Annotated in this window: 13 protein-coding genes; 6 read left to right on the top strand and 7 right to left on the bottom strand. The window is 59.3% G+C overall.

Annotated features, from left to right (window positions below; all coding sequences use genetic code 11):
* Window position 1: 1 nt before the first annotated feature.
* The 7 genes from Q0601_RS05700 to Q0601_RS05670 form a co-directional block, all read right to left on the bottom strand.
* Window positions 2-1,039, bottom strand: a complete 1,038-nt coding sequence (locus Q0601_RS05700) for a hypothetical protein (protein ID WP_305288048.1) — start codon at window positions 1,037-1,039, stop codon at window positions 2-4.
* 226 nt (window positions 1,040-1,265) lie between these two features.
* Entirely contained in the window at window positions 1,266-3,158 is a 1,893-nt protein-coding gene (locus tag Q0601_RS05695) for a class I SAM-dependent methyltransferase (protein WP_305288046.1), read from the bottom strand.
* A gap of 11 nt (window positions 3,159-3,169) precedes the next feature.
* Window positions 3,170-4,381 (bottom strand): glycosyltransferase, encoded by a 1,212-nt coding sequence (locus Q0601_RS05690; RefSeq protein WP_305288044.1) that lies wholly within the window; start codon window positions 4,379-4,381, stop codon window positions 3,170-3,172.
* Window positions 4,382-5,591: 1,210 nt separating this feature from the next.
* The gene (locus tag Q0601_RS05685) at window positions 5,592-6,614 is read right to left on the bottom strand and encodes an AbrB family transcriptional regulator (RefSeq protein WP_305288042.1); all 1,023 of its coding nucleotides are present in this window, start codon (window positions 6,612-6,614) and stop codon (window positions 5,592-5,594) included.
* Between the two features lie 6 nt (window positions 6,615-6,620).
* A complete protein-coding gene (locus tag Q0601_RS05680; protein ID WP_305288040.1) occupies window positions 6,621-8,018 on the bottom strand; it encodes an MmgE/PrpD family protein in 1,398 nt (465 codons plus the stop codon).
* Between the two features lie 40 nt (window positions 8,019-8,058).
* Entirely contained in the window at window positions 8,059-8,955 is an 897-nt protein-coding gene (gene prpB, locus Q0601_RS05675; RefSeq protein ID WP_305288038.1) for a methylisocitrate lyase, read from the bottom strand.
* Window positions 8,955-9,707 (bottom strand): GntR family transcriptional regulator, encoded by a 753-nt coding sequence (locus Q0601_RS05670; protein WP_305288036.1) that lies wholly within the window; start codon window positions 9,705-9,707, stop codon window positions 8,955-8,957. The genes prpB and Q0601_RS05670 overlap by 1 nt, the downstream gene beginning before the upstream one ends.
* A 133-nt stretch (window positions 9,708-9,840) precedes the next feature.
* Between Q0601_RS05670 and Q0601_RS05665 the strand changes: the two genes are divergently transcribed.
* The 6 genes from Q0601_RS05665 to Q0601_RS05640 all read left to right on the top strand — a co-directional run bounded on the left by Q0601_RS05665 (window position 9,841) and on the right by Q0601_RS05640 (window position 18,530).
* The gene (locus tag Q0601_RS05665; protein ID WP_305288034.1) at window positions 9,841-11,247 is read left to right on the top strand and encodes an MmgE/PrpD family protein; all 1,407 of its coding nucleotides are present in this window, start codon (window positions 9,841-9,843) and stop codon (window positions 11,245-11,247) included.
* Window positions 11,240-12,760, top strand: coding sequence for an FAD-dependent tricarballylate dehydrogenase TcuA (tcuA, locus tag Q0601_RS05660; RefSeq protein WP_305288032.1), 1,521 nt, complete (start codon window positions 11,240-11,242; stop codon window positions 12,758-12,760). Before Q0601_RS05665 ends, tcuA begins: the two co-directional genes overlap by 8 nt.
* Before the next feature lie 59 nt (window positions 12,761-12,819).
* Window positions 12,820-13,941, top strand: coding sequence for a Bug family tripartite tricarboxylate transporter substrate binding protein (locus tag Q0601_RS05655; protein WP_305288030.1), 1,122 nt, complete (start codon window positions 12,820-12,822; stop codon window positions 13,939-13,941).
* A gap of 69 nt (window positions 13,942-14,010) precedes the next feature.
* A complete protein-coding gene (locus tag Q0601_RS05650) occupies window positions 14,011-16,002 on the top strand; it encodes a tripartite tricarboxylate transporter permease (RefSeq protein ID WP_305288028.1) in 1,992 nt (663 codons plus the stop codon).
* 9 nt (window positions 16,003-16,011) lie between these two features.
* The gene (locus tag Q0601_RS05645) at window positions 16,012-17,112 is read left to right on the top strand and encodes an ornithine cyclodeaminase family protein (RefSeq protein WP_305288025.1); all 1,101 of its coding nucleotides are present in this window, start codon (window positions 16,012-16,014) and stop codon (window positions 17,110-17,112) included.
* Window positions 17,113-17,126: 14 nt separating this feature from the next.
* Window positions 17,127-18,530, top strand: coding sequence for an MmgE/PrpD family protein (locus tag Q0601_RS05640; protein WP_305288023.1), 1,404 nt, complete (start codon window positions 17,127-17,129; stop codon window positions 18,528-18,530).
* Window positions 18,531-18,571: the final 41 nt, after the last annotated feature.

Raw genomic sequence — 18,571 nt, 5'->3', positions numbered from 1 at the left:
CTCATGCGAGGGAAGCGAGTTCCTGCTTGAGAGCGGCATTTGCCGGCGCGATAGACAGGCCGTGACAAAGGATTTCGCGTGCCTTGTCATACAGCTTGGCATGGGCCGCCAGCTTCGCCGCAATGAAACAGTCGCCGGCCGTCGCAGGAGAAAGCTGTGACGCGGCTTCAGCCCATCCTGCCGCTAGATCCTTGCGCCCACGGCGCAGCTCGAACGAAAACAGCGTGCGAAGCGATTTGGCGCCAAGCTGACCCTCAAGGCCCTTCAGGCGCTTCCCGGCCCATGCTTCGACCGCGGGCTTCTTTCTGGTAACGGCCTGAACATAAAGCATCGCCACATACATATCGTCTCGCTCCCGTCCGGAGTTGCGGCGCGTCTCAACAAATTCCGAGACCGAGAAGGTTCCCTCGAGCACCTCGAGAACGAGCCGCCTGAGGGAATAGATACGATTGACCAGTGAACTCGTGGCGTGGCCTGAAAACGGACAGGGAACGAAAGTGAGATTGGAACATCCACGAAACAGATTGGCCTGCCTCGCATCAAGCCCCGTGAACGGATCATAGAAAAGATATCCGCTGGCAGGTCCCCGGCGTGTCATCGCGTCTGTATCGAAGCTCTCGATCATCCGCACGTCTTCGCGCCATCTGGTCTCCCATGGAACAATTCCGGCATCGAGCGTGAATTGAGGTGCCAGAGACACGGCGGGCACACCCAGTTGCGCAGACATAAGGGCAGCTCCGTAACCGCCCATGCTGGAACCATATGTCACCACCTTCCGAGAGGACGCAAAGGAGCGCGCCAGACGCTCGACCTCGGCCATCTCGGCACTTTGATACCAGTGGTTCCGGCGCGGAACGATGTGCAGTTCGTCAACCCCACGGTTTACGAAGACGCCATCACCGAACCCCTTGGCAGCCGTGGCCGGGCGATCTTGAAGCGGCTGCCGCAGCCACGAACCAAAGGTTATGACACCTTTATCCGCGCCACAGGAGGAGAGAAGAACGCATAGGTCGCCGCCATCATATATCACCGAACGCACGTCTTTGCTTCCTTCCCATCTTATGCTGCCAAAGCCTGTTTTGTATCGTTCAAGTTGTGCGATGAATCAATCGAGAATGTCTGTATCATCCGGTTTTCAGAGGATTATCGCCAATGTAAACGGCATGAATAAAACCAATATCTCCCCATACATGCCCGGCATAACGAAGCTTTGCGGGCACGCTTCCACTACAGATGATCCGCTTCGCCACATGTGACAAAATCCTCTATTGCGGGTTGTCATGAACTCTGCGGCGCAGACGTTCACACTCGGCCCGCAGCGCGTCGCGTTCCGCCTCGATTGCAAGCAGATTGATTGGGGGAACGGATCGGGTAACCTGCGCTGCGGCCTTCAGCACCGCCGCCCGCAATGGAGCACCGTATCGATTGCATGACAGTTGCGCCTGCGCAAGCGCCCGAGTCCAGAAAACACCTCGGGCATTCGTGGTCATATGCTCGGCCAGCGCCAGGTTCTCGGCCCGGATACGGCTTCTGGCACGAGGTTCCAGATAGATTACCTTAAGCGCATGATCCAACGCGATCACATCCGGCTGCACCATCACCAGCGGCTTCTGGGCATCTCCCAGTATAGAGGCCAGCGGATGTGTAGACGGCATCATCACTGCAAGCCCATGGCGAATAGCGTGCTCTGCGGCGCGGCGCGCGGTCCCTGCCCCGTCAAGGCACAGCAATGCATCTGCTTCCGCCAGGCTGGATATGATCTTCTGCGGCGGCGCACCGGCATCGATGGGTATGATGGTCAGTCCCGTCAATCCGGCCTTCGCCTGGGCGGCAGCAATCAGCGCATGCACGGAATCACATTCTGCGTGGGCGGGCATGACCACTGCAATGCGATGCGCAGCGGCCGGCGCTGTGGCATCCGGGCTTCCGGTGATTGATGCTTCCGCACACCAGAGCACCGCGCGGTCCCCCGTAGCTGTCCGCGCTTTGCGTATTGCGGCGGCCCGTCCCAACGCTCCATCCGCAAAAGCCAGATTGTGGTCGGACGGATATTGTATATCCGGGCGCACCGTCAGAGTCGCCGCAGACCAGCGCGCACCATACCGGTCCAGAAACTCGGGCATCGGCGCCGACATGATCATCCATTCTGCCACGGCCTCAAAAGCCGCCGGGGTTTCGAAGTGAATATTGTCGAATATCGGTCCATTCAGAAGCGCCGTCCCCAGCGCCCTGGCGTCGCCGGCCCATGCGAAAGCCTCGACGGTATATTTTCCTCTCAGCAGGTTACGAAGCGCAGTGACCTCGTCTGCAGTGATCTCACCATCATGCACCAGAGCCATGCGGCGAACAGCACCTTGCGCGATATCTTCCGATACACTGCGCAAATCGCCCAGCCGATAATTCGATCCACGGGGGATAGCGACACCAAATGCCCGGCGAAGCGGCAAAGATCCCCAAACTCCCAGATAGAACAGAGAATTGACTGGCGTCAGGCCATTCCGCGCCACGTCCGGCACAGGAACGGTTTCGCCGCCCATCCCCCGCCGCCGCATCAACGCGTCCCTGTAATCACCGGCATCCAATTCGGTGATCGCCAGCGGAAACAGCCCGAAACCGCTAAGTGGCGCCCCAAGGGCCCATTCTCCGGCGCCCAGAACATCTTCCGCCAATGCCTTGAAATCTTCAAACCGATAGCTGGCTAGATGATATCTGTTCATCGTCTGCCCGCCACCATAATAGTAGTGGTCATTGGGGCATGTAACCACGAAACTTCCGTCTGTTGTCAGGCGCGATCTGCACAATTCCAGAAAGCGGCGGGGATCTTCCAGATGCTCTATGGTTTCCGCACTGATGATGATGTCGAAATCCTCTGTTGTCCTTTCGAGATAACTGATCGCATCGTCGCGGACGAATTCGACATTCGTTTTTTCTCTTTCCAGCAAACGTGCCCTGGCGGCGGAAATCGCAGTCTCCGCAACATCGACGCCAACCACCTGAGCAGCCCCCCATTTGCTGATCAACGATGTCCCCAGGCCCTCGCCGCAAGCGATATCAAGAACGCGCTTGCCCGCCACGACGCCCCGCAACGGAAGATAGCGCAGACTGTGGATGGCGAATTCGGTCGGGCTGTAAGGAAGCGCGAGGTTAAGACGTTCCAATAGTTATTTCCTTATTCTGTCCTATGCCCGCCAAGTGAATGGATAGGCCGGTTAACGCCGGATTCGGCAGCACTCAAGAACCTGTTGAAGGCGGAAAGCATGCGATTGACCGAGAAATGACTGCGGACAAACTTCCTTCCTGCCTTCGTCGCCGCGCGTCGCCATTCCGGATCGTTCAATGCTTTCAGAACGGCGCGGGCCAGAGCTTCGTCCGACTGCTCGCGAACCAAAAGACCCGTTACGCCGTCATTCATCGCCTCCCGGCAGCCTCCCACATCGAAAGTAACAGGAATTGCGCCTCCTGCCTGCGCTTCCAGCAGGACGTTCGGAAGTCCCTCTGACCGGGATGACAGAACAAAGATATCCAGAAGGGGCAACCGATGATAAAGATCGTTCACATGCCCCGTGAAATGAACCTGCTTCTCAATCCCGAAATCCCGGCATCGCAACCGCTCCCTTTCAAGAAGCGCGCCTTCACCGAAAAGAACGAAATGGACATCCGGTCTTTTCTTGACGACGCGCCCGGCCATTCGAAGCCAAAGGTCGGGACGCTTGACCTCTTCGAAGCGAAAGGCCGTTCCTACGATCAATGATTTTCGAGGAATACCGAGTTCAGATCTGAAGGTCTCGAGAAACGGTTTGTCCGGACGTAGGAGCTGTTGTAGATCAAGACCATTCCGAACGATTTCGATCCGGTCAGACCGGGTATCGGTCCAGTCGGCGTAATCCTCGGCAACGGTTTGGCTGACCGCAATCATGCGAATTTCGTCTCGTTCAAGCAATGCCTGATAAGCGGCAGCCCATCCCTCCATCCCGAGGCCTGCATATACATCCGAAGGCCGTTGGTTATGAGAATGCAGAATGATGTTCGGAACGCCCGCAAGCAACCCCGCAAAACCCCCTGCCAGATTTACCATGTCCAGCGTCAAATATAGTGTATGCGGGCGACGCCACATCAGGAAATCATGGATGGCCTGCGACTTGTGGGACAGATTCGGAGGCAGCCAGCAGAAAGGCTCCCGCAGAGGCGCGGTCAGATCCAGCACCCGGATGTCTTCCCGATCAAGACCCGTCATCGGCAAATAGAACAGAGGATCGCGACCGGTCTTGCCGTCGACATCATAGATCGCCATTTCCACGGGCTTGCCCCTGGCCGAAAGATCGCCGCAGATCGTGGCGGCGATCCTTTCCGCCCCTCCACCAGCAAGCGACGGCGCAATCATGACGACCCCCTCCCGGTTTCCGGCCTGCGTCGGGGGACAAGAGGTTAGAACATGCCGGAACACGGATGCCGGGCTTTGCAGGTTTGTGCGGCGCCCTATATCCGCCCGAGATGTAAGAGAAACAGAACAGGCCTTAAAAAAGGAACTGACAGCTGCAAATGCCTCTTGGGCCTTTTTGTCCTGGCGAAAATCATTCAGTCCCCGGATGGCAGAGGCGCGCTCTCCCCACGAACCGCTGCGATAGGCCAGTAGCCCCAGTTCGCGCCTTCGCTTTGCGTCCTTCGGATGCTCTTTCACATATTGCGCAAGTATTCTGTAGGCATCGTCCCACCGCCGTTCGAGCTTTGCCTGATGGAATGCCGCCAGAAGCGCGATCTTGCTTCCTGCGGGACCGATACGATCAAGATAGTCCAATGGCTGCTGGCCGGTCTCTTCGCCAGACAACTCGGCAAGTATTTTCGCGGACCTGACCAGTATCTTGTAATCTACTTTTACCCCGCTCTTTGCCATCTCCAATGCCGAAGCGGCCGCTTGCCGCCGAAGGTCCAGATCCGTATCCTTTGACAGAAGTCTTCTGTAAAAGAACTGTCGCGATGCAAATACCGGCGCCATGGCCAGCGCAAATTCGCTTGCCTGACGAGGTGCCTTTCGCTTCAGTTCTTCATATCTCGCACGCGCCTCTGACAGGCTTGGTTCTGTCGAATTTTTCGGATAACGAAACGCGCAACATGTACTTTCTGGGCTAGACAAATTTCGCCCCCCTGAATAGCTTTTCTGACAACGCAATGATTTACTGAATTAAAATCCGAGATCATTTCGCGCAGATGTTGCGCTTCTTCTGGGTGATGATCGTTAATAAGGTTGTGTATTGAAAATGATGGTCTCTGTCTGACAGCATCCTTCGAACGGTTTGCGCCTCATCAGGTAACATACCATAAGATTGTGATCTATCCATTTTCCTGCACAGTCCGCAGGTCCGGCGGATAAACGACCACTTTGTCAGTCGCGCCGCATCACCGTGTCTCGGTGGCACATGTCGGGCCTCCAGTTCGATCAGTTGATCGGGGCGATCCTGCTGACGCCAGGATCGGTATGCGACGGAATTGGTGTGGTGCGGGTGCACCCGATGGCATCCCGGATGGTATCGGCAAACCCAGAAGATGGTTTCCGGATATCGGCGCAATCTTCGCAACGGCACCCGCAGCCATTCTCAGGCCCCGAATTTCCTCCAGAACACCGCTGAAAAACCGTTGATGATGAACGCCCGGACGACATGAAAGACGGTGACCAGCGCGACATTCAGATGCAGCGTTGTCGCGGTAGTGGCCATTTCAGAAAATCCTCCGGGCGAAATCGCAAGCACAGAACTGGCCGGATCGAAACCGCTGACCCGGGCGAAAACCGTCCCGATTACGGCAGTCAGGGCCATCATGGACAAGATGAGCGTTATGGCCTTTGGAAGCTGTCGTCCGATATGGCGCAGATGCACGGGCTTGAAGCGCGCGCCGATCGTCATGCCGATCATCATCTGTCCCAGCCAGAAAAGAAGCCTCGGCAGTTCTCCGCTGATAAGGCCGCCGACAGACAGGCAGGCGGCCCCGACCAGGGCCCCGATCATCCAGGGATTGTTCATCCGCAAAAGGCGCGCGCCCCAGGCCCCCGCGCCTCCGGCGGCAAGTACCGTTCCCAACCCTGTCCACCCCAGCGAAGATGTCGATAAGCTGGATGAGAAGGTTCCATGCAGGTCCAGCCAGAGAAGCAGAGGGGGCAGGATGCATACAGTGCAGGCGACACGCAGCGCCTGAACGATGGCGACAATCTCCATCGTGCCGCCCTCGGCGGCAGCGACATTGGACATCTCCGACAAACCGCCAGGGACCATCGCGAAATAGCCCGTTACCGTATCGGTCGACAGCCAGCGCGCAAACAGCCGCCCAAATAGTAACGCGACCCAGAGAGCGCCGAAATTCAGGATGACCGCAACAGGTACCCAAAGCCACAGCCCGGAAAGCGACGATGCCGTTAGTTTCAGCCCGATGGCCGCGCCGACAAGGATCTGTCCCGTCCGGCGCGCCCGGATATCGGCAAAGACGACCCGCCCCGAAAGCGACAGGATTGCCGTCGAGACCATCGGGCCGATCACCCAGGCCAGCGGCAATCCCAGGCGCGACATCGCAGCACCGCAGATTGCCGCGATCGCAATCGACAGAAGCTTGGACCGCGTCGGGCTCATCGTTGCTCAGGCACCTTCCAGAAGTCCCGAGAGGCGCTGCGAATCGTGGTGCTCCAGCGTCATCACAATGTCTACAATCTCCTGCGCCCTCGCTTGCGGTATCGTCGTGGTTGCCAGCTTCAGGAACTTGTCGCAGATATCCGCATCGCTGGCGAAAGAGAATTCACTGCCGCGCGGGGCTTCCACGGTCTCGGTCTCGACATGGCCGTCGCCGTAATGAACCTCAACGCGGACCTTGTGCCGGAACTTCGAGCCCAGAGCGGTGATCTCGGGATCATGAACGACGCGCACCTTGCGGGACAAGGCTATGCGGGCGGCATCATTCACGCATTCCGGCGGAAATTGTGTGACGAAGACATCCTCCTCCAGAAGCAGCGTCGCCACGCAGAATGGCAGATTGAGTTGCGCCGAAGTAAGCCCCTGCGGCTCGTAGGGCCATCCAACGTGATCGACAGTCACCTGCGAGCCGTAAACGACGATCTCGCGGATCGTGTCAGGGGTAAAGTCACGGCGGTGCTTGATATTGCGCAATGCGTCCAGCGTGGTGTGGTTCGATCCCACGCAGGAATAGAATTTAAGCGAGATGCGCAAGCTTTCCCAGTCACGGCCAAGACCGGCACTCAGCGCATCGAGGTCGAACCGGTCCGTCGAGCGCGAGAATGTCGTGCAGAACCCGCCATAAGGGGCTTCGAACACGTCGACGATTCCGGTGAAGCCGTTTCGGGCCAGCATAGCGCCATAAAGTCCGGATTGCGCCGAGCGGCCTGCGTGCATCCGCTTGACCATCGCCCCGAATTGCGCGGCCATCAACCCGGCCGACTGGGTGCCCGCGATGCCAAGAGCGTGGATCGTTTGTTCAGCATCCAGTCCCAGCGACCGCGCCGCGCCTGCTGCCGCGGAAAATACCCCCACGGTTGCACCCGAATGCCAACCTTGCCCGATATGTTCCTGCCCCATCGCAATTCCAACACGCGGCCCGATCTCGTAACCGGCTGCGATGGCGGTCAGCAATTCGCGGCCGTCAACCGGTTTGATGGATGCTGCCGCAAGCACGGCCGGAAGGGTGACGGCGCCGACATGCAGCACGCCATGGCGATGCACATCATCAAGTTCGAACCCCTGCACCTGCAGGCCATTCACCAATGCGGCATGCGGAGCGGAAAACCGCTCCGGTCCGCCCCAGGTTCCGCTACCATCGCTGCGATCTGTCTCGGCCAAGGTCTGCTTCAGAATGCGCGTCCATTCCAGATTTGCCCCGTAGAGCGCGCAACCGAAAGAATCCAGCATCAGCAATTTGACCCGATGCAGTACATCGGGCGGGATATCCTCAAGACTCAATCCAGAGACAAACTGGGCAATGGCGCGTGTATGCGGATTCGCACCAGAGGCGTGATGGTTCGACAAAATTAGTCCTCCCTGAACGGAAAATACGGTTGAAGCAGCTTCAAAGAACGGTTCGGGCGATATTTTCGTCCAGTGCTTCGTAGTCATAATAAGAGATGGTTTCGTAAAGCTCCGCACGCGTCAGCATCGTATCAAGCGTGGGCTCCGCCGTGCCGCCGGCGTATAGCTTCGCATAAAAATCCCGAGCGGCCTTCATCGCGACCCGGAATGCCGATACCGGATAGATGACCACCTCGTAGCCGATTTCCTGCCATTCCCGCATCGATATATGAGGGGTGCGCCCGAACTCGGTCATATTGGCCAGAAGCGGCATATCCAACTGTTCACGCACCCTGCGGATGATTTCATGCGAGGCGAGCGCCTCGACGAAGATCAGTTCCGCCCCGGCGTCGCGATAGGCGCGGGCGCGGTCAAGCGCATCGTCCAGCGATTCGGCGGCGGCATCCGTGCGGGCACAGACGATCAGCCGGTCCGCAGCCTTGCGCGCCGCTGCGATCTTGCGGCACATATCGTCGCGCGAAATAAGCTGCTTGTCGTTCAGATGCCCGCATTTCTTGGGAAATTTCTGATCTTCGATCTGGATGCAGGCGACCCCGATCTCTTCCATGTCGCGCACCAGTTGCATGACGTTCAGCGCCTCGCCGAAACCGGTATCACAATCAACGATCAATGGCAGGTCAGAGGCGCGAACAATCTGCTTGGCCCGCAGACGCACATCCTCCAATGTCAGCAACCCCAGATCAGGGAGCGCCATCGATGCCGACAATGCGGCGCCCGACAGATACAGCGCCTCGAAGCCTGCATCGCGGGCAAGCCGCGCTGTCATGCCATCATAGGCACCTGCCGTCTGCACGGATTTCCCCGCTGCGAGCAAGGCCCGCAAGTCGTCGCCGCGCGATACGGTCCCAAAGTCGGACATCATCCAGTCGGTCGCCATCACTTCTCCTTTCTGTTGCGATTCTTGTCGCTTGCGGCAGCCTGCCGCCCGCTGGCCGCTGCCGTGTTCCTCTCGCGCCACTGCCGCAAGAAGCCGTCGCGCGATGCGCGGATATGTGTCGCCATCAATGTGCGGGCCAAATCCGCCTGACCTGCAATGATCGCATTGGCGATCCAGCGATGTTCCAGCAATGCGCGCTCGCCGCGGCCGCGGATATTGCGATGGCCGGCGCGCAGCAAAGCCAGCAGATCGCGCAAATCGCCCACGCAGATGCGATAGGCCAGCGAATTGCGCGATCCGGTCAGGACGAGATGGTGAAAATCCCAGTCCCCCGGCCCTGAAGGATAGCTGTCCGGCACATCTCCCAAAGCCGAAGAATGCGCTGTCAGCAGATCATCCAGCGCTGTCCGCTCTGCCTCGGTCATTCGTTCCGCCGCACAGGCAGCCGCCATCGATTCGATGGCCTCGCGCACGTCATAGACGCTAAGGATACGCTGCTCATCCAGTTCGATGACCCGCGCGCTTTGATTCGGCGCCTGGGTCGCAAGCCCCGAGGCAACAAGCCGGCGGATCGCCTCGCGCACCGGGCCGCGGCTTACGCCGACCTGCCGGGCGATTTCGACTTCGCTTAACCGCGCACCAGGGGCAAGCCGACCGGAAATGATCTGTTCGCGCAGATGCGCATGCGCACGATCGGCAAGTAACGCACCCTTTTCGGTCGCATCGGACGAATTGTCTACATTAACAGTCATTATGTCTACAAAACCTTTGTTATTATTCTATTCATCCTACAATAACGCGAATCATGTTTACAATCATAATCTGACACGCTACCAAACTGTCTACAAGATGGCAGAGACCGCCATCTGAATATGGAGGGCGCAAATGCAAGCTTTGCTTGAAAGGCTGGCGGAGCGGCTGGTGGATTTCAGAACCATGGATATGCCGGAGCTTGCTGTAAACACAGCGGTCGAGGCCATCACCGATACTGTCGCGGTACTTCTGGCCGGTGCAGACGAGCCCGGGCTGCAGGCGCTGATCCGAGCAACCGAGAATTGCATCGCGCCGGGTCCTGCCTGGTGTGTCGCCCGATCCCGCGGAGTCGACATCCTCAGCGCAGCGCTGATCAACGGTATGGCGGCCCACGCGCTGGATTTCGACGATTGCAGCAACAGCATGGGCGGGCATCCCTCTGCCCCGCTCCTGCCGGCACTGATGGCGCTGACCGATCAAAGCGATGTCGACGGCGCAACCTTCCTTCGCGCCTACCTGGCCGGATTTGAGACTGAAACGCGATTGGGGCGCGCGGCCAATTTCGAGCATTATGAAAAGGGCTGGCATCCGACGGCCACATTGGGGACGTTCGGCGCGGCAGCTTCCGCCGCCGCCCTTCTGAACCTTGACGCCCGGGCAACGGCGCGGGCACTTGCGATCGCCGCCTCGATGGCTGCGGGGATCAAAGCGAATTTCGGCACTGATGTGAAACCCTTTCATGTCGGGCAATCGGCACGCAACGGCCTGCTGGCGGCACTGATGGCCGCCGAGGGGCTCAGCGCCAATCCCGACGCGCTGGAACACCCGCAGGGCTTCTTTCGTGTCTATAATGGCGAGGGCCGCTATGATGCCGACCGCCTGCTGGCGGATTGGGCGGTGCCCCTGGATATTGAAGAGGTGGGCATTGCCTATAAACAGCACCCCTGCTGCGCCAGCACCCATCCGGCGGTGGATGTCGCGCTTGCGCTTCGTCGCGATCACGGCATCACCCCGGATCAGATTGTCGCCGTCCGCAGCCTGACGCATCCGCGCCGGCTGCGCCATACCAACCGGCCGGATCCGAAAGCCGGGCTGGAAGGCAAGTTCAGCGTGCAATACGCGCTGGCCCGGGCACTGGCCGAGGGCGTGGTCCGCCCCGATGTCTTCAACGATACCGAGATCAGCCGCCCCGAGATCCGCGATCTGATGGCGCGCATCACTGCCGCGCCGCATCCCCAGGCGGATATGGCCTCGACCGAGCATTTCTTCGCCGAAGTCGAGATCGAACTGACCGATGGGCGGCTTTTGAGGGGTGAGATCGACCGGCCATTGGGGCGCGACCGCGACCACCCCCTGCCCAAAGGGGCGTTACGCGCCAAGTTCATGGCCTGCACCGCCCCGCGCCTGGGCGAAGCAGGCGCAGCCGCGCTTGACCACGCTTTGGCAGGATTACCCGCCGCGGCCTCCTGCCAAAAGATATTCGCTGCGCTGCGCACTGACACAGACAACCATCAAAGGAAGAGTACTGCCGATGCATGACGTGACCGGGGAAAACTTGGATGTAATTGTGGTCGGGGCGGGAAACGCCGCACTGTGTGCCGCGCTTTCGGCTGCCGAAAGGGGCGCGCGGGTATTGGTGTTGGAGGCCGCACCCGAAGACGAACGAGGCGGGAATTCCCGTTTCACCGGAGGCGCTTTCCGTTTCGCCTATAACGGGATCGACGACCTGCTGAAGGTCTCGCCTTCGATGGCCGACGAGGATCTGAGCAATGTCGATTTTGGCACCTATACCGAGGACCAGTTCTTCGACGACATGTATGCACTGACCCAATACCGGACCGATGCCGACCTGTGCGAATATCTGGTCCGCAACAGTCTGGATACCGCCGTCTGGATGGCGGGTCATGGCGTAAAATTGCATCCCGGGCTTGGCCGTCAAGCTTATCAGGTAGACGGCAAATTCAAGTTCTGGGGCGGATTGGCATTGCATATCAACGGTGGTGGAGAAGCTTTGCTGGAGGCGTTGTTCGCGAAAGTGGCGGCAACCCCCGCGATCCGCGTCGTCTACGAAAGCCCGGCGGTTTCCCTTGTCACGGAAGCCGGAAGGATTTGCGGCGTCGTGACCCGCCATGACGGGCACGACATAGAGTTACGGGCCGGCGCAGTCATCCTTGCCTGCGGCGGCTTCGAGGCGAATGCGCAGATGCGGGCCGAATATCTGGGCCCGGGCTGGGATCTGGCCAAGGTTCGGGGCAGCCGCTTCAACATGGGGTTGGGCCACCGGATGGCCATGGAAGCCGGCGCCGCGCCGGCGGGGCATTGGTCGGGCTGCCACGCCGTTGCCTGGGATGTGAACGCGCCGCCTTTCGGTGACCTGACGGTGGGCGACCAGTTCCAGAAGCACAATTATCCCTATGGCATCTGTGTCAACGCCAAGGGACGTCGCTATGTGGACGAAGGCGAGAATTTTCACAGCCATACCTATGCCAAATATGGCGGCGAGATCCTGAAACAGCCCGGCCAGTTCGCCTGGCAGATCTTTGACGACAAGGTGACACATCTGCTGCGCAGCGAATACCGTATCCGCCGCTGCACGAAAGTCGTGGCCGACACGTTGGAGGAACTGGCTGCCAAAATGGAAGGCGTCGATGCCGAGGGTTTCCTTGCCACCGCCCGCGCTTTCAATGCGGCCTGCCGGACGGATGTGCAGTTCGATCCCAACATCCTTGATGGCAAGTCGACCGAGGGTCTTGAGATCGACAAGAGCAATTGGGCACAACCGCTGGATAGCCCGCCTTTCCACGCCTATCACGTCACTGCCGGCATCACCTTCACCTTTGGCGGCCTGAGGATCGACACCTCGTCGCAGGTACAGTCAATCTATGGATCACCGGTCGAAGGGCTCTATGCGGCAGGCGAGATCGCCGGCGGGTTGTTCTTCCACAATTATGCAAGCGGCACCGGACTGATGAGCGGAGCAACCTTCGGTCGTCAGGCTGGCCGCAACGCAGCCGATTTCGCATGTGCGAAAGGCGCGTCTTCCGCTGCGTGAAAGCACTACCGAGGCGCCGCAGCGCGAGCGCGCGGCGCAGTCAATGAAGGGAGGATAAGATGAACATCAGATTAACGAATCTTTGGCCCGCGGTTTCGCGCCGCGCACGGCGCGGCGTGCTTGTCGCGGTGACCGGGTTTGGCCTTGGATTTGCCGCGCCTGCCCAGGCGCAAACCGATTTGTCCGGCGAGCGGGTCAATATGATCATCCCCTATCAGGAGGGGAGCGGTTCGACCATTCATGGCCGGTTATTCGCGATCGGGCTGGAAAAGCACCTTCCCGGTCAGCCGACCATCATTGTCGAGAATATCGACGGGGGTGGTTCGGTGCGGGGTATCAACCAGTTTGCCGCCCGGGCCAATCCGGACGGGCTGGATATTGCCGCAATCGCCACGGGAACCTTTTTCCAGTATCTGCTGAAAGACCCGGCGGTCGAATATGATCTGCCAAGCTTCCGCCCCTTCCTCGCTTCTCCTTTCGGGCTGCTGGTCTATGCAAGTACCGATATGGCGACCTCTGACGATTCCGTCGAGAATGTCCGGCAACTTATCGAGAACCCGCCGATCTACGGCGCATCGGGGCCAACCTCGTCGGATTTGCCGGTCCTGCTGTCCTTTTCGTTGCTTGGGATCAAGCCGCAATATGTGTTCGGCCTTAGCAACGCGGAGACCCGCGCCGGATTCGAGCGGGGTGAATTCGGGTTGAATTACGACAATATGGCATCATGGGCGCAAGCCGTGAAACCGCTTGTGGATGACGGGACGGCGCGTCCGCTCTTTACGCTTGGCTTCGAGGAAAACGGGAAAATCGTGCGGGACCCGATGCTGCCTGACGTTCCGACCTTCCTCGAAATCTACGAGGCAATCAATGGCAAGCCGTTGGAGGGTATCGAATACGAAGTCTGGAAAGCCGCATTCAATATCCGGGTTATGGGCTCGAAGATGCTGGTCCTTCCGGCTGATACGTCAGACGAAATCGTGGCTCAATATGCCGATGCCGCCGAAGCGGCAGTGGAAGGCGACGAATTCAAGACCGAGGCGGCACAGGCAACCCTTGGTGAATATCCGCAACGGGTCGGCGCCGATGCCGAAACGGTATTCAAAGCAAGTCTCGAAATGTCCGACGAGGCCCGCGCCTGGCTGTTCGATTGGCTTGAAAGTGAATTTGACGTGTCACGTTAAGCCCACTGCCGCCTAATGCTGGGACAGTGATTTGTCCCAGCCCTTCATACGGCCCAGGATAATATTCAGATGGACGCTACTATCTTTCAATATGCGATCGAAGCATTACTGACGCTGCTTTCGCCAACGCATTTCCTGTATCTGTTTATGGGAGTCACAATCGGGTTGACCATTGGCCTCATTCCGGGACTGGGCGGGATCGCCGGTATGGCGATCATCATGCCCTTTCTGTTCGGAATGGACCCGGGACTCGCCTTGGCGATGATGATCGGGCTGTCTTCCACAACCTCGACTTCTGACACGTTCATGTCGGTTCTGGTCGGGGTGCCGGGCGGCTCGAGCGCGCAGGCGACGGTGCTGGACGGCTTCCCATTGGCCCGGCAGGGTATGGCGGCGCGCGCATTGAGCGCGGCGTTTATCAGTTCCATGCTGGGCGGTATCTTCGGGGCCTTACTCCTGTCTATTGCCTTCGTCCTCGCCAAGCCGGTGCTACTGGCTGTGGGTTTCGGCGAACAATTGATGCTGGTGGTTTTCGCGCTAACGCTTGTGGGTATGTTAACGGGTCCCAGTATGGCCAAGGGACTTGCTTCCTGCTGCATCGGGTTGCTTCTGGGCACCATCGGCGCATCGCAGGCAACGGCCGAGTACCGTTTTACCTTCGACACGATCTATCTCTCGGACGGGATCCCGCTGGTTGTCGTGGCGCTGGGGATTTTCGCCTTTCCAGAGATCATTGATGTATTGCGCAAACATGCACGTATTTCCGAAGCCGGTGCGCTGGGTGGCGGCTGGATGCAAGGCATCCGGGATGTGCTGCGGCATTGGTGGATCGTTTTGCGTTGTTCATTTATCGGCGCCATCGTCGGGGCGTTGCCCGGCTTGGGCGGATCGGTGATCGATTGGATCGCCTATGGCCATGTCGTACAGACCTCGAAAGACAAATCCCGGTTCGGCAAAGGCGACATTCGCGGCGTGATTGGCCCGGAATCCGCTGCCAACGCGAAAGAAGGCGGCGCTCTTATCCCGACGCTGTTCTTCGGGATTCCCGGTTCGGGCACGATGGCGCTGCTGCTTGGCGGCCTGGTGGTGATCGGAATTACACCCGGACGGCCAATGGTAACCAGCCATATGGATCTGGTTTTCCTGATCATCTGGTCCATTGCGCTGGCCAATATTCTGGGCACCGCGATCAGCGTGCTGCTGGCCAAGCCGATTTCGCATGTGACGGTTATCCCCTTTGCACGGGTCGCGCCCTTCCTTCTGGTAATGGTGTTTCTGTCGGCCTATCAGGCGACGCGTGAATGGGGTGACCTCATCACGCTGGTCGCCATCGGCGTTCTGGGCATCTTCATGAAACGTCTGGGCTGGTCGCGTGCTGCATTGCTGATCGGCTTCGTGCTGGCACCGCGACTGGAGGCTGCGCTCTATCGCAGTGTCCAGATCTACGGCTGGGACCTGTTCCTGCGACCGATCTCGGTTGTTATCATGGTGCTGGCGGCGATCTCGCTGATATATGCCTGGCGTAATCGCGCGCATTCGGTCAGCGACGCCGAACGCGGCGAATACGAGGCATCCCTCGGCACGCTGGGAGTGCAGATCGGTTTCACGCTGATCGTTATGGCTGTCGGGGTGTGGTTCATTGCGACGTTGCTGCAGCTACGTTTCCTTGCATGGGTTTTTCCGGTCAGTGTCTGCGCATTGATGCTGGCCTTCTGCGCCTGGATGGTGTTCGGCATGATCCGTCGCGCGCCCTGGCCCGGATTGATCACCGATACCGAGGCCGGTGGCGACGGCAGCACACCGGGCAGCTTTCGGTTGCTGGGTTGGATTCTGGTTCTTCCGGCGCTGAGCTATCTGATCGGCTTCATCTATGCCGCGCCGCTTTATGTGCTGGGTTTCCTGCGCAGCAAGGCAAGGCTTGGCTGGATTGGCGCGCTATCCGGAGCGGTAGTGATCCTGCTGATCGAGATCGTACTGGCCAATGTCTTGCTGCTGCAATTCCCGGAAGGCTATCTTCAGGATTTGCTGCCGGCCAGTCGTTTCATCTATCGGCTGTGGTGAGGAAGCAGAATGCTTTATCTTGACAATGCCGATGTGCAGCGGGTTCTGGAGCCCCGGCGGATGACGGACAGATTGGAGCGGACTTACCGCCGCTTTGCGCAGGGCGGGGGCGTGACCCCGCCTCGCCTGGACGTGCAGCTGCCCGGTCCCGGACCCGATCAGGGCTATCAGCTGGGGCTCGCCGTCGGGGCCGATGCGGGTACAAATGACCAGCGGCCCTATGCCGCGTTGCGCGTGAAATCAGATCGTGTCGAACGCGAAAGCGGCCCGCGGGGTTTGCGAAAACGGAAATGGGCAGGGCAGCCCGGCAGGTATCTGGGGCTGGTACTGCTGTTTGATCCGCGCGACGGACGGCTTTTATGCGTCATGCAGGATGGCTGGTTACAGCGGATGCGGGTTGGTTGCGACAGTGCCCTGGGCGTGCGGTTGCTGGCGCGGCCCGATGCCGAAATACTGGCTATTCTTGGTTCGGGAGGCATGGCAGAAAGTCATGTCCTCGCCATCCGGCACGAGCGTCCTTTGCGCCAGATCCGGGTCTTCAGCCCTACGCCTGCCCATTGTGCGGATTTTGCTACCAGAATGCGGAACGAAACCGGCATCGAAACGCTGGCATGCGCCTCTCCTGAAGAGGCGGCGCGGGGGGCTGATCTGCTGTGTTCCTGCACCAATTCGGCGGAACCCGTCGTCGATGTCTCTCTGCTTGCCAAGGGCATGCATATCACCGCCATTGGCGGAGGGCTGACCAACGAGGCAGTGGCGCTCGTCGACTATGCATTGCGCTTCGGCACCGCAACCGCACCGCTTGGCTTCGATGACTGGAAGCATGACGAGGAATCGATGGTCTATTCCAACGCCCCCACCAGGCTGGCCTTTGGCGGAACCGCACAATTCGCGCATTTCACCGAAGGGGTGGAACGAACGCTGGTGGAATGCGGCAGCCATACAATGCGACGGGACGCGGAACAGATCACCTTCTCGCAGCGCGGTAATATCCACGGCATTCAATTCGCCGCCGCCGCGGGCGAGGTTTACGAGGCTGCCCTGCGGGCCGGTGCAGGGATGGAATGGTCCAAGCCCGCCGATGGCTTCCTGCAAGACATACGAAACTAGGATGGCGGAACGGTATGGCTAGAAGCACGGAGCAAAGCATGCAGGGCGTTTCATCCACAGACATGAAGCATAACGACCGGCTTGGGGCGACCGCCGCGGAAAAGCTGGCGCGTTTCGCCTGCGATCTGCGTCTGGATCGCGTGCCGCAGGATATTCCGCCACTCGCCGCCGCGATCCTGAAGGATGCGGCGGGATGCGCACTGTTCGGCGCGCGCTTCCCGTGGGCACAGGCGGTGGCAGAGCATCTGCGCGATCTTGGCGGACGGCCACAGGTTCCGATCGAGGGCTTTCGGGGGCTGGCCCTGCCACTGCCGCAGGCAGGTCTGCTGTTGGGGACAATGTGCCACGCCTATGAGCTTGACAGCTTGCGCAGTCCTGGTGCCGGCGTGCATCCGGGCGCGACTGTGGCGCTTCCCGCATTGGCTCATGCTCTTGCCGATCCATCGTTAACTGCCGATCGGGTAATCGTCGCAATCATCGCCGGATGCGAAATAATGTACCGGATTGGGGCCGCGACCATGCATTCCCCCGAGACACGCGGTTTTCACGCCCCCGGCCTGACCGGAGCATTCGGTGCAGCAACCGTTTCAGCTGTGTTGACGGGTATGAATGCCGATCAGCTGGCCCGCGCCTTTGGCATCGCGGGGTCGCTGGGCGGCGGGCTTCTGGCCTTCGCGAAAGCGGGCGACGGGGGGATGGTCAAGCGCCTGCATCTGGGTCGCGCTGCCGAAGCCGGTATGACCGCCGCCGCACTGTCGCGGCGTGGCTTCGAGGGCCCGTTGGCCGTTCTGGAAGGCCGTTTCGGATTGCTGGACGCCTATTGCGAGCATTCGGATCCTTCTCTTCTGACGCGTGATCTGGGCGAGAAATGGGAAATCCGGCAAACCTGCTTCAAGCGCTATGCTGCCCATATCACCGTGCATGGACCAGCCGAAGCGCTTCGCGAGACCGTCGGGCAACATGGTCTCAAGCCACGGGATATTGCCGGAATCTCTCTGGAAATGAGCGATAAGGTTTTGTCTCACCACAATATTCCGCAACCCGACGATATCATGTCGGCGCAATATAGCGTGCCCTTCATGACGGCGGCGGCATTGCACGTGGATTTGGACGATCCAAGATCGGTCACTGAAGAGCTTTTGCACGATCCGCATATTCGGAAATGTTCCGAAACAATCGATATCTGCGGAAATGGCGAGAAGAAAGGGTGGAGCTTCAAGCTAAAACTGGCATTGCAGGATGGAAATATAATTGAGCGGTCCGGTCACGGATTCTCGGGTGCCGATATCAAGGAGGCAGCACCGGATTGGCTTGACAGCAAGTTCGAATTGATGACTGCCGATATTCCTGAAAAACACGTCTGGGAAGAAAAGCTGATCGACATATCAAGCTCCATCGATACCGCCCGCTCGCCCTGACCGGGTAGGCAGTGCCTGATATCGGTGTGGGCAGGGTTGAT

Source organism: Paracoccus wurundjeri (assembly GCF_030678915.1).
In the GTDB taxonomy this organism is placed as follows: domain Bacteria; phylum Pseudomonadota; class Alphaproteobacteria; order Rhodobacterales; family Rhodobacteraceae; genus Paracoccus; species Paracoccus onubensis_A.
This window is presented reverse-complemented; position numbering and strand designations above follow the sequence as displayed.

Coding starts and splice junctions, on each gene's coding strand:
- Q0601_RS05655 (WP_305288030.1), top strand. CDS start 12,820: ATGAACATCAGATTAACGAATCTTTGGCCCGCGGTTTCGCGCCGCGCA.
- prpB (WP_305288038.1), bottom strand. CDS start 8,955: ATGGCGACCGACTGGATGATGTCCGACTTTGGGACCGTATCGCGCGGC.
- Q0601_RS05665 (WP_305288034.1), top strand. CDS start 9,841: ATGCAAGCTTTGCTTGAAAGGCTGGCGGAGCGGCTGGTGGATTTCAGA.
- Q0601_RS05670 (WP_305288036.1), bottom strand. CDS start 9,707: ATGACTGTTAATGTAGACAATTCGTCCGATGCGACCGAAAAGGGTGCG.
- Q0601_RS05640 (WP_305288023.1), top strand. CDS start 17,127: ATGGCTAGAAGCACGGAGCAAAGCATGCAGGGCGTTTCATCCACAGAC.
- Q0601_RS05690 (WP_305288044.1), bottom strand. CDS start 4,381: ATGATTGCGCCGTCGCTTGCTGGTGGAGGGGCGGAAAGGATCGCCGCC.
- Q0601_RS05685 (WP_305288042.1), bottom strand. CDS start 6,614: ATGAGCCCGACGCGGTCCAAGCTTCTGTCGATTGCGATCGCGGCAATC.
- Q0601_RS05645 (WP_305288025.1), top strand. CDS start 16,012: ATGCTTTATCTTGACAATGCCGATGTGCAGCGGGTTCTGGAGCCCCGG.
- tcuA (WP_305288032.1), top strand. CDS start 11,240: ATGCATGACGTGACCGGGGAAAACTTGGATGTAATTGTGGTCGGGGCG.
- Q0601_RS05650 (WP_305288028.1), top strand. CDS start 14,011: ATGGACGCTACTATCTTTCAATATGCGATCGAAGCATTACTGACGCTG.